General features: G+C 71.3%; 13 protein-coding genes. 10 read left to right on the forward strand and 3 right to left on the reverse strand.

Annotated features, from left to right (window positions below; all coding sequences use genetic code 11):
• Positions 1-465 precede the first annotated feature (465 nt).
• Entirely contained in the window at positions 466-2,013 is a 1,548-nt protein-coding gene (locus ABIC63_RS10775; protein ID WP_354319736.1) for a helicase HerA-like domain-containing protein, read from the reverse strand.
• Between the two features lie 175 nt (positions 2,014-2,188).
• Between ABIC63_RS10775 and ABIC63_RS10780 the strand changes: the two genes are divergently transcribed.
• The 10 genes from ABIC63_RS10780 (at position 2,189) to fabG (ending at position 11,739) form a co-directional block, all read left to right on the forward strand.
• Positions 2,189-2,470 carry a phosphopantetheine-binding protein gene (locus ABIC63_RS10780; protein ID WP_017762228.1) on the forward strand — a complete coding sequence of 94 codons (282 nt, stop codon included), beginning with the start codon at positions 2,189-2,191 and terminating at the stop codon, positions 2,468-2,470.
• 5 nt (positions 2,471-2,475) lie between these two features.
• On the forward strand, positions 2,476-3,099 hold the full coding sequence (locus ABIC63_RS10785) for a COG4648 family protein (RefSeq protein ID WP_294371366.1): 624 nt from the start codon (positions 2,476-2,478) through the stop codon (positions 3,097-3,099).
• Positions 3,096-4,820 carry an AMP-binding protein gene (locus ABIC63_RS10790; RefSeq protein ID WP_354319737.1) on the forward strand — a complete coding sequence of 575 codons (1,725 nt, stop codon included), beginning with the start codon at positions 3,096-3,098 and terminating at the stop codon, positions 4,818-4,820. The genes ABIC63_RS10785 and ABIC63_RS10790 overlap by 4 nt, the downstream gene beginning before the upstream one ends.
• On the forward strand, positions 4,817-5,845 hold the full coding sequence (locus tag ABIC63_RS10795) for a lysophospholipid acyltransferase family protein (RefSeq protein ID WP_294371362.1): 1,029 nt from the start codon (positions 4,817-4,819) through the stop codon (positions 5,843-5,845). Before ABIC63_RS10790 ends, ABIC63_RS10795 begins: the two co-directional genes overlap by 4 nt.
• The gene (locus ABIC63_RS10800) at positions 5,811-6,434 is read left to right on the forward strand and encodes a LolA-related protein (RefSeq protein WP_294371359.1); all 624 of its coding nucleotides are present in this window, start codon (positions 5,811-5,813) and stop codon (positions 6,432-6,434) included. The genes ABIC63_RS10795 and ABIC63_RS10800 overlap by 35 nt, the downstream gene beginning before the upstream one ends.
• Entirely contained in the window at positions 6,431-8,833 is a 2,403-nt protein-coding gene (locus ABIC63_RS10805) for an MMPL family transporter (protein ID WP_354319738.1), read from the forward strand. Before ABIC63_RS10800 ends, ABIC63_RS10805 begins: the two co-directional genes overlap by 4 nt.
• Positions 8,830-9,645, forward strand: a complete 816-nt coding sequence (locus ABIC63_RS10810; RefSeq protein ID WP_354319739.1) for a polysaccharide deacetylase family protein — start codon at positions 8,830-8,832, stop codon at positions 9,643-9,645. The genes ABIC63_RS10805 and ABIC63_RS10810 overlap by 4 nt, the downstream gene beginning before the upstream one ends.
• A gap of 75 nt (positions 9,646-9,720) precedes the next feature.
• Complete coding sequence (locus tag ABIC63_RS10815; protein WP_354319740.1) at positions 9,721-10,485, forward strand: class I SAM-dependent methyltransferase; 765 nt, start codon at positions 9,721-9,723, stop codon at positions 10,483-10,485.
• Positions 10,482-10,946: an ApeP family dehydratase gene (locus ABIC63_RS10820; protein ID WP_294371346.1), complete on the forward strand. Its 465-nt coding sequence runs from the start codon at positions 10,482-10,484 to the stop codon at positions 10,944-10,946. The genes ABIC63_RS10815 and ABIC63_RS10820 overlap by 4 nt, the downstream gene beginning before the upstream one ends.
• Positions 10,947-11,007: 61 nt before the next feature.
• Positions 11,008-11,739: a 3-oxoacyl-ACP reductase FabG gene (fabG, locus tag ABIC63_RS10825; RefSeq protein ID WP_294371343.1), complete on the forward strand. Its 732-nt coding sequence runs from the start codon at positions 11,008-11,010 to the stop codon at positions 11,737-11,739.
• Between the two features lie 44 nt (positions 11,740-11,783).
• Here fabG and ABIC63_RS10830 read toward each other — a convergent pair whose 3' ends face one another.
• Both ABIC63_RS10830 and ABIC63_RS10835 read right to left on the reverse strand, forming a co-directional pair.
• Positions 11,784-12,122 (reverse strand): type II toxin-antitoxin system RelE/ParE family toxin, encoded by a 339-nt coding sequence (locus ABIC63_RS10830; RefSeq protein WP_354319741.1) that lies wholly within the window; start codon positions 12,120-12,122, stop codon positions 11,784-11,786.
• The gene (locus ABIC63_RS10835) at positions 12,119-12,397 is read right to left on the reverse strand and encodes a type II toxin-antitoxin system Phd/YefM family antitoxin (protein WP_354319742.1); all 279 of its coding nucleotides are present in this window, start codon (positions 12,395-12,397) and stop codon (positions 12,119-12,121) included. Before ABIC63_RS10835 ends, ABIC63_RS10830 begins: the two co-directional genes overlap by 4 nt.
• Between the last annotated feature and the right edge of the window lie 45 nt (positions 12,398-12,442).

A 12,442-nucleotide genomic window follows, 5' to 3' on the forward strand; every position in this document is an offset into this window, starting at 1 on the left:
ACAGGGAGCGCTTCCGCATCATCCCATTGCGCGATGACGGCGGACTGAACCGCCAGATCGGCGCGCCGCGCGTGGCCGCCGACCCGTCTGCGCGGCCTTGGCCGACGGGCATGTCGGAGTTGTTAACACTGGGTTAACTCCCATCGCTGCGCAGGGACGATCACGGTATCGTCACAGTCAGGAAGCACGGCGAGCGTCCGACGGCGGCCGCCAGGGCTTCCCTCACAACGAATGGAGACGCGCCATGTTGATGGTCATTGCAGGATTCATGTTGGGCGTGGTGTGCGGCACCGTTCTGGTCGGCTTCATGGTCGGCCGCAGCCGCTACGCCGAAGAAGACGCCGTGCGCTATCCGACCTACTGAGGTCGGCTGCCGCCGCAGGGGCTGGCGTTGGGCGCCGGTGCCTTGGCCGCGCGCTGCCGCGCCAGTGACGCGGCGGCGCCCTGCAGGCTGCGGTGGCAGTCTCAGCGCCGGCTCTTGGCGCCGAAGATCCCGCCGAGCACGCCGCGCAGGATTTCCTTGCCCACATTGGTGCCCACCGTGCGCGCCGCCGACTTGGCCAACGTCTGCACCAGACCGTCCTTGCGCCCGCCTCGCGGCCCGGTCGTCCCGAAGAGTAGATCGTCCAGGAAGCTTCCCTCGGCCTGGCCTGCATTGCCTCCGCCTGCCCCCGTGCCCGCAGCGCTGCCGGGGCCGGTCCCGTCGGGCCGGGCCGTCGCCGGCGCGTCCGGTGCCGACGCGGCGCGGCCCTTGAGCTTCTCGTAGGCCGATTCGCGGTCCACCGCCTGCTCGTAAACGCCGGCCACCAGCGAGCCGCTCATGAGCGTGCGGCGCTGCTCCGGCGACACCGGCCCGATCTGGCCCGCGGGCGGCAGCACGAACACCCGCTCGGTGATGCCGGGCCGGCCCTTTTCATCCAGCAGGCTGACCAATGCCTCGCCGACGGCCAGTTCGGTGATGGCCTGCCCGATGTCCAGGCCCGGCTTGGGGCGCATGGTGCTGGCGGCGGACTGCACGGCCTTCTGGTCGCGCGGCGTGAAGGCGCGCAGCGCGTGCTGGACCCGGTTGCCGAGCTGGGCCAGCACCGAGTCCGGGATGTCCAGCGGGTTCTGCGTCACGAAGTACACGCCCACGCCCTTGGAGCGCACCAGTCGCACCACCAGTTCGATGCGCTCGACCAGCGCCTTGGGCGCATCCTTGAACAGCAGGTGGGCCTCGTCGAAGAAGAAGGCCAGCTTGGGCTGGTCCAGGTCGCCCACCTCGGGCAACTGCTCGAACAGCTCCGACAGCATCCACAGCAGGAAGGTGGCGTACAGGCGCGGCGCATTCATCAGCTTGTCGGCCGCGAGGATGTTGACCACGCCGCGGCCGTCCACCGTCTGCATGAAGTCCTGGATGTCCAGCATCGGCTCGCCGAAGAAGCGGTCGCCGCCCTGCGATTCGATGGCCAGCAGCCCGCGCTGGATGGCCCCCACACTGGCGGCGCTGATGTTGCCGTAGCTGGTGGTGTACTGCTTGGCGTTCTCGCCCACATGGGCCAGCATGGCCCGCAGGTCCTTCAGGTCGAGCAGCAGCAGGCCGCTGTCGTCGGCGATCTTGAACACCAGGTTGAGCACGCCGGCCTGGGTCTCGTTGAGGTCCAGCATTCGGCCCAGCAGCAGCGGCCCCATGTCGGAGATGGTGGCCCGTACCGGATGTCCCTGCTCGCCGAAGACGTCCCACAGCGCCACGGGGCAGGCCTGCGGCGTGGGCAGCTCGATGCCGCGCTCCTTGAGCGTGGCAGCCATCCGCTCGCCGATGCGGCCGGGCTGGCTGATGCCGCTCAGGTCGCCCTTCACGTCGGCCATGAAGACGGGCACGCCGATGCCCGACAGGCGCTCGGCCAGGGTCTGCAGCGTGACGGTCTTGCCGGTGCCCGTGGCCCCGGTGATCAGGCCATGGCGATTGGCCAGGGCGGGCAGCAGGAAGCATTGGATGGCGCCGTGGCGCGCCAGCAGCAGAGGATCGGCCATAAGACTCCCGGATCAGGGCGAAAAACCGCGGCAGTCTACCGAAGGGGAGGGCTGCGCCAGGGTGTCGCGGCCGCGCCGGCCGTGGCCATGGCCATCGGGGCGACTCCTATAATTTTTCTCTTTTGCCGTACGGGCTGTGGCCGACGGTTCATCTCTACACATCCGGGAGCCCCTCTTGTCCTCGACCACCTCTTTTGACCGCACTCCGCTCGAGAACGAGCTGGCCGAACTGCTGGTGAGCGCCCTCAATCTCGAAGTGGCCCCCGAGTCCATCGACCCCGAGGCGCCCCTGTACGGCGACGGCCTGGGCCTGGACTCCATCGACATCCTTGAAGTGGCGCTGGAGATCTCGCGTCGCTACGGCTTCCAGCTGCGCTCGGACGACGAGCGCAACCAGCAGATCTTTGCCTCGCTGCGCGCGCTGGCGGCCCACGTCGCCGCCAACAAGGCCGGGTAAGGGGCATGCCCGCCTGGCGCATTGCGCTGATGCTGCTGGTGGGCGTGGCCTATGCCGGCGCCTCGCACTGGATGATGGTCTACCACGCGGCCGAGCCCTGGGCCGTGGTCGTGCTGCTGGTGCCGCTGTGGCTCACCGGCATGGGTCTGGCGGGGCAGCACCTGGGGCGTGCCGGCCTGGTCCTGGTGGGCGTGCTGGGTCTGGCCGGGCTGGCCCTGGTCATGAGCGGCCATGCCGGCGATCCCAATCCGCTCTATGTGCTGCAGCACGTGGGCATCAACGCGCTGCTGGCCGGCTGGTTCGGCGGCACGCTGCGCGCGGGGCAGCTTTCGCTGATCGGGCAGTTCGCGCAGCGCATCCATATGCTCACGCCCGACATGCGGCACTACACGGCGCGCGTGACGGCCGTATGGACCGTGTACTTCTGCGCGGTCTGCGTGCTGTCGCTGGCTGTCTACCTGCTGCGGCCGTTCGAGGACTGGTCACTGTTCTCCAACGTGGTCACGCCCATTGGCGTCGGTGCGCTGTTCGTCGGCGAATACCTGCTGCGCTACCGCCTGCATCCCGAGTTCGAGCGCGTGCGGCTGATCGATGCCGTTCGCGCCTTCTACGCGCCTGCCAAGCAATGAGCGTGTCCCACCTGCTCGGCCCGCGCGACCTGCGCGCGCCGCTGGCCTGGCGTCATGGCCGGCCGATCAGTGCGCTGGCCTGGCTGGCCGACGTCGAGGCCGTTGCTGCGAAGCTTCCGGCCGAAGGCCCGGCTGTCAACCTGTGTGGCGACCGCTACCGCTTTTCCGTCGGGCTGGCGGCGGCGCTGCTGCGGGGCCATGCCAGCCTCCTGCCGCCCGATGCGCGCGAGGACACCCTGGCACGCGTCTGCGCCGAGCATCCTGCGGCCTTCGCGCTGGTCGATCCCGGCGAGCCCCACGGCGCCGGCCTCGCGCAGCGCGTCGAGGTCGACGCCGATGGGGCGCGCACGCCGCTCGCCGCCATGCCCGACTGGGCGGCCATCGCGCTCGACCGCCACGCGGCCAGCCTGCTCACCTCGGGCTCCACCGGCGTACCGCAGCCGCATGCCAAGACCTGGGGCACGCTGGTGGGCGATGTGGCCGCCGCGGTGCCGAGACTGTGCCAACTGCTCGGCCTGTCTTCGCTTGAAGGCCTGACGCTGGTGGCCACGGTGCCGGTGCAGCACAGCTATGGCCTGGAGTCGTCGGCCTTGCTGGCCATGCTCGGTGGGCCGGCCTTCGAGGCCGGGCGGCCGTTCTATCCGGCCGACATCGTGCAGGCGCTGGCGTCGGTGCCGCGGCCCCGCGCGCTGGTCACCACGCCCTTCCACCTCAAGACGCTGCTGCAGTCGGGCCTGGATGTGCCGCCGGTCGACATGGTGCTTTCCGCCACCGCGCCGCTGTCGCCCCAACTGGCGGCCCAGGCCGAGCGCGCCACGGGCGGCGTGATGGTCGAGATCTACGGCAGCACCGAGACCGGCCAGGTCGCCACCCGCTGCCCCGTGCGCAGCGAGGTCTGGGAGGTGATGGGCGACATCCGCGTGCAGGCCGAGACCGGCCCGGAGGGCGCCGAGCGCTTTGTCTTCTCGGGCGATTTCATTCCCGCACCCACGCCCATGGCCGACCTGCTGGAACTGCTCGGCGACGGCCGTTTCCGCCTGCTCGGCCGTGCCAACGACCTCGTGCACGTGGCGGGCCGGCGGACGTCGCTGGGCCACCTCGACTTCCATCTCAACAGCATTCCTGGCGTCGAGGACGGCGCCTTCTGGCTGCCGGACGACGTGGCCGACGGCGTGGTGCGGCCGGTGGCCTTCGTGGTGGCCCCCTCGGTGGATGCCGCGACGGTCATCGCCGGCCTGCGCGAGCGCGTCGAACCGGTGTTCGTGCCCCGCCGCGTGGTGCATGTGCAGGCGCTGCCGCGCGTGGGCACCGGCAAGTTGACGCGTCGGGAGCTGCGCGAATTCGCGCTCGCCCAATTGGCGGCGGACGGCAGCCCGGTCCGGCTGTCGCACCGCGTGCCCGAGGACCATCCCGCCTTTGCCGGCCATTTCCCCCGCCAGCCGCTGCTGCCGGGCGCCTTGTTGCTCGCCGAACTGCTGGAGGCGATGCGCGGCGTGCCCTCGCTGCGCGCGCGCCTGGGCGATGCGCCGATGCTGGCGGCGGCCAAGTTCCTGGCGCCGGTGCGGCCGGGCGCCGACCTGGTCTTCGATCTGCAGCCCGAGACGGGCGCGGCGGCCGGTGTGCGCTTCGACGTGCGCATGGGCGACACCGTGGCTGCCAGCGGACGCTGGCTGCCGGGGGAGGGCGCCCGCACCGCAGGCGAAGCCGGAGGTCGCCCATGAGCGCCCTCGGCGACGACCTGCGTCCCGGCACCGACTGGGCCCGCGCGCCCGAGCGCAGCAACATCCTGGCGCTGCGCTTCATCTGCTGGATGGCGCTGCGCTGCGGCCGGCCGCTCACGCGGCTGGTCCTGCATCCGATCACGCTGTACTTCCTGCTCTTCGCGCCCACGCCGCGTCGCCATGTGCGGCGCTACCTGGCGCGGGCCATCGGGCCGAAGGCGGGCTGGCGCGACGGCTACCGGCTGCTGCACAACTTCGCGTCGACGGTGCTCGACCGGGTGTACTTCCTGCGCGGGCGCATGGCGCTCTTCGACGTGCAAGTGCAGGGCGGCGAGGCCGTGGAGGCCGATGTGCGCGCGGGTCGCGGCGCCTTCCTGGTCGGTGCGCACATCGGCAGTTTCGAGGCCCTGTCGGCCTGTCGGCAGCAGGCAGAGGCGCCGGTCGACCTGCGGCTGGCCATGCTGATGTACCCGGACAACGCGCGGCGCATCAACGCCGTGCTGGGCGCCATCAGCCTGCCCGAGTACCGGCCGCACATCATCGCCCTGGGCCGGCCCGCCGCCATGCTGGAGCTGCGCGACTGGCTGGACAGCGGCCGCATGGCCGGCATGCTCGGCGATCGCACCCTGGCCGTGGGCGAGGACGACGGCGGCCAGCGCGGCAACCGGGTGCAGATCGACTTCCTGGGCCAGCCGGCTTGGTTCAACGACGGGCCCTTCCGCCTCGCCGCGCTGCTGCGCCGGCCGGCCGTGTTCATGGCGGGCCTGTACCTGGGCGGCAACCGCTACCGCGTGGTGTTCGAGCCGCTGGCCGATTTCTCGGCACCGGCGGCGGAAAGTGGCACCACCGAGCCCGGCGCACCAGCGCCGCGCCGCGCCCGCGGACTCGATCCCGCCGAGCGGGAACGCCGCATCCGCGATGCCCTCGAAGCCTATGTGCGGCGCCTGGAAGACCTGTGCCGCGCCCATCCCCACAACTGGTTCAATTTCCATGACTTCTGGCTCGAAGATTCGCCGCGTGCGTGAGGCCCTGGCCGGCGTGCGCCGCCTGCGTGCCGTCCTGCTGCTGGCCCTGGCCGGCCTGCTTGCGGCACCTGCCTGGGCGTTCGATCTCAACGAGCTGATGGCCCTGCTGGCCCAGCGCCGCAGCGGCGAGGCCCGCTTCACCGAGCAGCGCTATGTGCGCGGCCTGGACGGCCCGCTCGACTCGGCCGGCGTGCTCAGCTTCACCGCACCCGACAAGCTGGTGCGCCGCACGCTCACGCCGCGGCCGGAGTCGATGGAGGTGCAGGGCAACGTGCTCATCCTCTCGCGCGGCGGCCGCACCCGCACCCTGAGCCTGGACGCCATGCCCGAGCTGCAGGGCATGATGGAAGCGATGCGCGGCACCCTGAGCGGCAACGCGCCGGCGCTGCTGCGCTACTTCAAGGCCGATGTGAAGGGCGATGCCAAGGCCTGGACGCTCGACCTGGTGCCCACGCTGCCCGCGCTGGCCGCCCAAGTGCGCAGCCTGCGCCTGTCGGGCATCGGCAGCGACGTGCGCGGCATCGAGATGGAATTCATCGGCGGCGACCGCTCGGTGATGAACATCGTGCCCGGGCCCGCCGGTTCATGAGCCGCCGCCCTCCTGCCGCGCCGGCCCACGATGCCGGCCTCTCGCCCGCGCGCCGTCTGGCCGTGGTGCTCGTCTGGCTGCTGGTGCTGGCGGCCGGCGTGGGCATCATCGCGCGCTCCAAGTTCGACGCCGACCTTTCGGCCTTCCTGCCTGCCCATCCGGACGCGCGCCAGCGCATGCTCATCGAGCAGATCCAGACGGGCGTCGCTTCGCGCACGCTGTTCATCGGCATCGAGGGCGGACGCGACGAGGCGCAGCGCGCGGCCGTCTCGCGCGAACTGGGCCAGCGCCTGCGCAAGAGCGGCCTGTTCGACCAGGTGCAGAACGGCGACCAGAGCGAATGGCGCGATGCCGGCACCTGGGTCTTCGACCGGCGCTACCAGCTCTCGCCCGCGGTCACGCCCGAGCACTTTACGGTGGAAGGGCTGCGCAACGCCATCCTCGACACGCTCTCGCTGCTGGGCACGCCGGGCGGCAATGCCTTCAAGCCGCTGCTGGAGCGCGACCCCACGGGCGAATCCGCCCGCATGGCCGAGACGCTGATTCCGGCCACCGCGCCGCGTAGCGTCGACGGCGTGTGGGCGGCGCGCGAGGCGCCGCGCGCGCTGCTGCTGGCCAGCACCCGCGCCGCCGGCGGCGACCTGGACGCCCAGGCGCAGGCCATCGCCACCATCCAGGCCGACTTCGCCCAGGCCGCCACCGAGGTGGGCGCCACCGACACGCACCTGCTGATGAGCGGCACGGCCGTGTTCTCGGTGCAGAGCCGCGACAGCATCAAGCGCGAGGCCGTCCACCTGGCGGTGGTGGGTGCCATCGTGGTCAGCGGCCTGCTGCTGCTGGCCTTCGGTGCGCTGCGTGCGCTGGCCATCGCCATGCTGCCGGTGGCCACCGGCGTGGTGGTGGGCACGGCCGCCGTCAGCCTGGTCTTCGGCGGCGTGCATGGGCTGACGCTGGGCTTCGGCAGCACGCTGATCGGCGAGACGGTGGACTACGCCATCTATTACCTGATCCAGGCCCGCCAGGTGGCGGGCGAGGGACCGGCCCAGGCCGGCTGGCAACGCTGGCGCGACCTGCACTGGCCCACGGTGCGGCTGGGCCTGCTGACCTCGGTGGCGGGCTTTGCGGCGCTGGTGTTCTCGGGCTTTCCGGGACTGGCGCAGCTGGGCGTGTTCTCCATCGCCGGACTGGTGGCCGCGGCCGTGGCCACGCGCTTCCTGCTGCCGGTGCTGGCGCCGCAGGGCGCCAGCGGCCGAGGCCTGCGCCGCTACATGGCGCACGCGGCCGGCGCCATCGTGCGCGGACTGCCGCGGCTGCGGCTGCCACTGATGGCCCTGGCCGTCGCCGGCTTCGCGCTGGTGCTGTGGCAAGGCGACCAGCTCTGGCGCGCCGGCTTGAGCTCGATGAGCCCGGTCTCGCGCGAATCGCAGGCGCTGGACGAGCAACTGCGCGGCGACATCGGCGCCAGCGACGGCGCCACGCTGGTGGTGGCCTATGGCGACACCATCGAAGCGGCGCTGCGCCAGGCCGAGGCGGCCGGCGCGCGGCTCGACCCGCTGGTGGAGCGCGGCGCGCTGTTGGGCTACGACAGCGTGGCCCGCATCCTGCCCAGCCAGGCGCTGCAGATGCAGCGGCGCGAGGCCCTGCCCGACGCCACCACGCTGCGTGCCCGGCTGGAGGAAGCCACGGCGGGCCTGCCGATCGCGGCCGACCGCCTGGCACCTTTCGTGACCCAGGTCGAGGCGGCGCGTGCCGCGCCGCTGATCAGCCGCGAGGACGCACGCCAGGGTCCATTGGGCGCCGTGGTCGACGCGCTGCTGTTCGAGCGACCGGGTGGCGGCTGGGCCGCCATGATCTCGCTGCACCCCGGCCCGCAGTTCAAGCATGCAGACGTCGTCGCCGCCCTGCAGGGGCTGCCGGGCGTGTCGGTGGCCGAGGTCGGCGAGGAACTGGGTGCGCTCTACAAGCGCTACCTGCACGAGGCCTTCGTGCAGGTGGGCCTGGGCGCGCTGGCCGTGGTGCTGCTGCTGGGCGCCTGGCTGCGCTCGGGCCGACGCCTGCTGGCCGTGTGCCAGCCGCTGGCCGCCGCCGTGGCGCTCACGCTGGGTGCGATGGCGGCCATGGGCATGGCGCTGTCCATCCTGCATCTGGTGGGCCTGCTGCTGGTGGTGGCCGTGGGCTCCAACTACGCGCTCTTCTTCGACCAGCTGCGCGAGACCGGCCATGCCGACGAGGACACGCTGGCCTCGCTGATGCTGGCCAACCTGACGACGGTGATCTCCTTCACGCTGATCGCCATCTCCGACATCCCCTCGCTGGCGTCCATCGGACAGGTGGTGGCGCCCGGCGCACTGCTGGCGCTGCTGCTGTCGGCCGCCTTTGCCCGGACGGCGAAGGCATGAGCGCCCTGGCCGGCCGCTGGCAGCCAACGCCCTTCCTCAAGGGCAGTGCGGTGCTGCATGCCGGCGCGCTGGGGGCGAGCCTGCTCGTGCCGGGTGCCTGGCCCTGGGCGCTTGGCGCCGTGGTGCTCAACCATGCGGCCATCACCGCCATCGGCCTGACGCCGCGCAGCCGCTGGCTCGGCCAGAACACGCTGCGCCTGCCTGCCGCCGCCGAAGCGCGAAACGAAGTGGCGCTGACCATCGACGACGGGCCCGAGCCCGCGGTGACGCCAGCCGTGCTCGACCTGCTCGACGCCCATGGTCAGAAGGCCACCTTCTTCTGCATCGCCGAACGGGTACAGGCGCATCCGGCATTGGCGCGCGAGATCGTGGCCCGTGGCCACAGCATCCAGAACCACACGGCGCGGCACCGGCACAACTTCTCGGTGCTGGGGCCGCGCGGCTTCCATGCCGAGATCGAACGCGCGCAGCAGATGATCGAGGCCGTCATCGGCCAGCGGCCGACCTGCTTTCGTGCGCCCGCGGGCCTGCGCAATCCCTTCCTCGCCCCGGTGCTGCATCGCCTCGGCCTGGAGCTGGTGAGTTGGACCCGACGCGGCTTCGACACCCGCGAGCGCGACCCCGCGCGCGTGATGGCTCGCCTCACCCGCGGCCTGCGCGCCGGCGACATTCTTCTCCTGCATGACGGCCATGCGGCGCTGGCGCCCAGCGGGCGGCCGGTGATCCTGGATGTGCTGCCGCCGCTGCTGGAGCGCCTCGAGCGTGATGGCCTGCACGCCGTGACCTTGCCTCATGCGCTCGGCCATGCGTAAGCCGCGCCGCGCGCCAGACCTTTCCCGCCTTTTCCCCTTTCCCGCAAGGGGAGAGGGCGCCAGGACGACCCACCTGTGAACTCGAATTCGCCCACCCCCGACGCCGCCTGGCGCGACCTCCACGCCCGCGCCACCGAGCCCTACCGCCAGGGCGGCAACTTCGCCTGGCATTTCGCACGCGGCAAGCTGGGCCATGACCCGGTATTCCGCGGCATCGTCGAGCGGGGCCTGATCGGAGACGGCCGGCCGCGCATGCTGGACATCGGCTCGGGCCAGAGCCTGTTCGCCAACGTGCTGCACACCGCCCAGGCGATGCGCGCCGAGGGCCGATGGCCCGTCGCCTGGGCGCCGCTGCCGTCCGATGCCCGCTACACCGGCATCGAGCTGATGCCCCGCGACGTGGAACGGGCACGGTGCTCGGTCGGCCACATCCGGCCCACGCCCACCGTCGTCTGCGGCAACATGTGCGAGGCCGACTTTCCGGCCTGCGACGTGGTCGTGATCCTCGACGTGCTGCACTATGTGGACCATGCCGCGCAGGAAGGCGTGCTCGTGCGGGTGCGCGACGCGCTGGCCGCCGGCGCTGCGCAGCGTGACGGCCTGCCCGGTCGCCTGCTGCTGCGCGTCGGCGATGCCGCCAGCCGCCGTGGCTTCGCGATCAGCCAGTGGGTGGATCGCACCGTGACGCGCATCCGCGGCCACAAGGTCTCGCCCACCTGGGGCCGCACGCTGGACGAGTGGATCGCGTTGCTGCAGCGCCTGGGCTTCGCGGTGCAGCCCATGCCCATGAGCCAGGGCACGCCCTTTGCCAATGTGCTGCTGATCTCGGACCTGCCATGACCGCGCCCTCCACCCTCGACCGCAGCGGCATCGCCGCGCGCATTCCCCACGCGGGCAGCATGTGCCTGCTCGACCGGCTCGAAGCCTGGGATGCGCAGTCCATCCACTGCACGACGGCCACCCATGCGGACCCTTCCAATCCGATGCGCACCGCCTCGGGCCTGCTCGCCCCCTGCGCCATCGAGTTCGCGGCGCAGGCCATGGCGCTGCATGGTGGCCTGCTGAGCACGGGGGACGGGCCGCCCGCGGCCGGCTACCTGGCCAGCACCCGCAACGTGCGCCTGCATCGCGCCCGCTTCGACGATGCGCCCGCGCCGCTGCACCTTCATGCCGAACGCCTGTCGGGCGATGCGCAGCAGGTGCTCTATGCCTTCCGCGTGCTCGATGCGGCTGGCGCACCGGTGGCGGATGGCCGCGCGGTGGTCGTTCTCAACACGCCCTTGCCGGACGCCGCGCCCTGAGCGCCTGCCCGGCCATCACGACCGGTGTCCGTGACACCGTCACCGACGGAGGTACTTCCCCATGACCCTTCAGAACAAGCGCGCGCTCGTCACCGGTGCCAGCGGCGCCCTGGGCGGTGCCATCGCCGAGCGCCTGGCGCGCGACGGCGCCACCGTGCTGCTGCATGCCAACGGCCGCCGCGAGGCCATCGAGGCCCTGGCCGCGCGCATCGCCGGGGCCGGCGGCCAGGCCGAATGCCACGTCTTCGACCTGACCGACGACGAAGCCACGGCGGCAGCCTGCGCCCGCATGCTGGAGGCCGGACCGGTGCAGGTGCTGGTCAACAACGCGGGCATCCATGACGATGCCGTGATGCCCGGCATGCGGCCCGATCAGTGGCACCGCGTCATCGACGTGTCGCTCAACGGCTTCTTCCGCGTCACCCAGCCGCTGCTGCTGCCCATGCTGCGCACGCGCTGGGGCCGCATCCTGAACATCTCGTCGGTGGCGGCGATCATGGGCAACCGCGGCCAGGTCAACTATGCGGCGGCCAAGGGCGCCCTCAACAGCGCGACCAAGGCGCTGTCGATGGAAGTGGCCTCGCGCGGCGTGACCGTCAACGCCATCGCCCCGGGCGTCATCGCCTCGCCCATGGCCGACGCCGCCTTCGACCCCGCGATGGTCAAGCAGATGGTTCCGGCCCAGCGCGCCGGCCGGCCCGAAGAGGTTGCTGCTCTGGCCGGCTTTCTGGCCAGCGCGGAGGCGGGGTACATCACGGGGCAGGTCATTTCTGTGAATGGCGGGATGGCCTGAAAGCCATCCGGGTCGGCTGAAAACAAAGCCGATCAGTCGCGCTATCACCGACCCAGCAGCCGGCGTGCGAGCAGGGTCTGCATGTCCCGCCGCCCGTCGGCGATCAGGTGGACCACGACCCGGTGGGCCAGCACTTGGTACACGATGCGATAGGGCTTGAGCAGGACCTGCCGGTAAGCCTTGATGCCCAGGCTCAGCAGTTCTTTGGGGTGACTGCCGCGCTCCGGCAGATGGGCCAGGCCATCGAGGGTCGCTGTGATGCGGTCCAGCAGGCGACGGGCGTTGGCGACGCTTTCGGCTTCGGCCACGTAGTCGTAGAGCGATTCCAGGTCCTGCTCCGCACCGCGGGTCAGCATGACCTGAAAGCCCTTCGCCCTCGTCATTCGCTGGCGGAATGCTTGCTGCGAAGCCGCTGCACCACATCGGCCAGCGACTTGAGGTGCCCGGCCTCCACATCCTGCTGGCCCAGGGCCAGCAGCTTGAGCATGGCGAGGGTCTCCTGGGTCTCTTCGAAGGAGGCCACGTCCTGGATCACGGCGCGGGCTTCGCCGTTCTGGGTGATGACCAGCGGCTCGCGCCGCTGCGCGAGCGTGTCCAGCACTTCAGCCGCGTTGGCCTTGAGGTAGCTGATCGGTTTGACTTGCGTCGAAAAGCGCATTCGCGGCTCCCGGGAAAGAGGACTGAATATAGACTTTTTCCAGTC

Source organism: Pseudacidovorax sp. 1753 (genome assembly GCF_040544975.1).
In the GTDB taxonomy this organism is placed as follows: domain Bacteria; phylum Pseudomonadota; class Gammaproteobacteria; order Burkholderiales; family Burkholderiaceae_C; genus Xenophilus.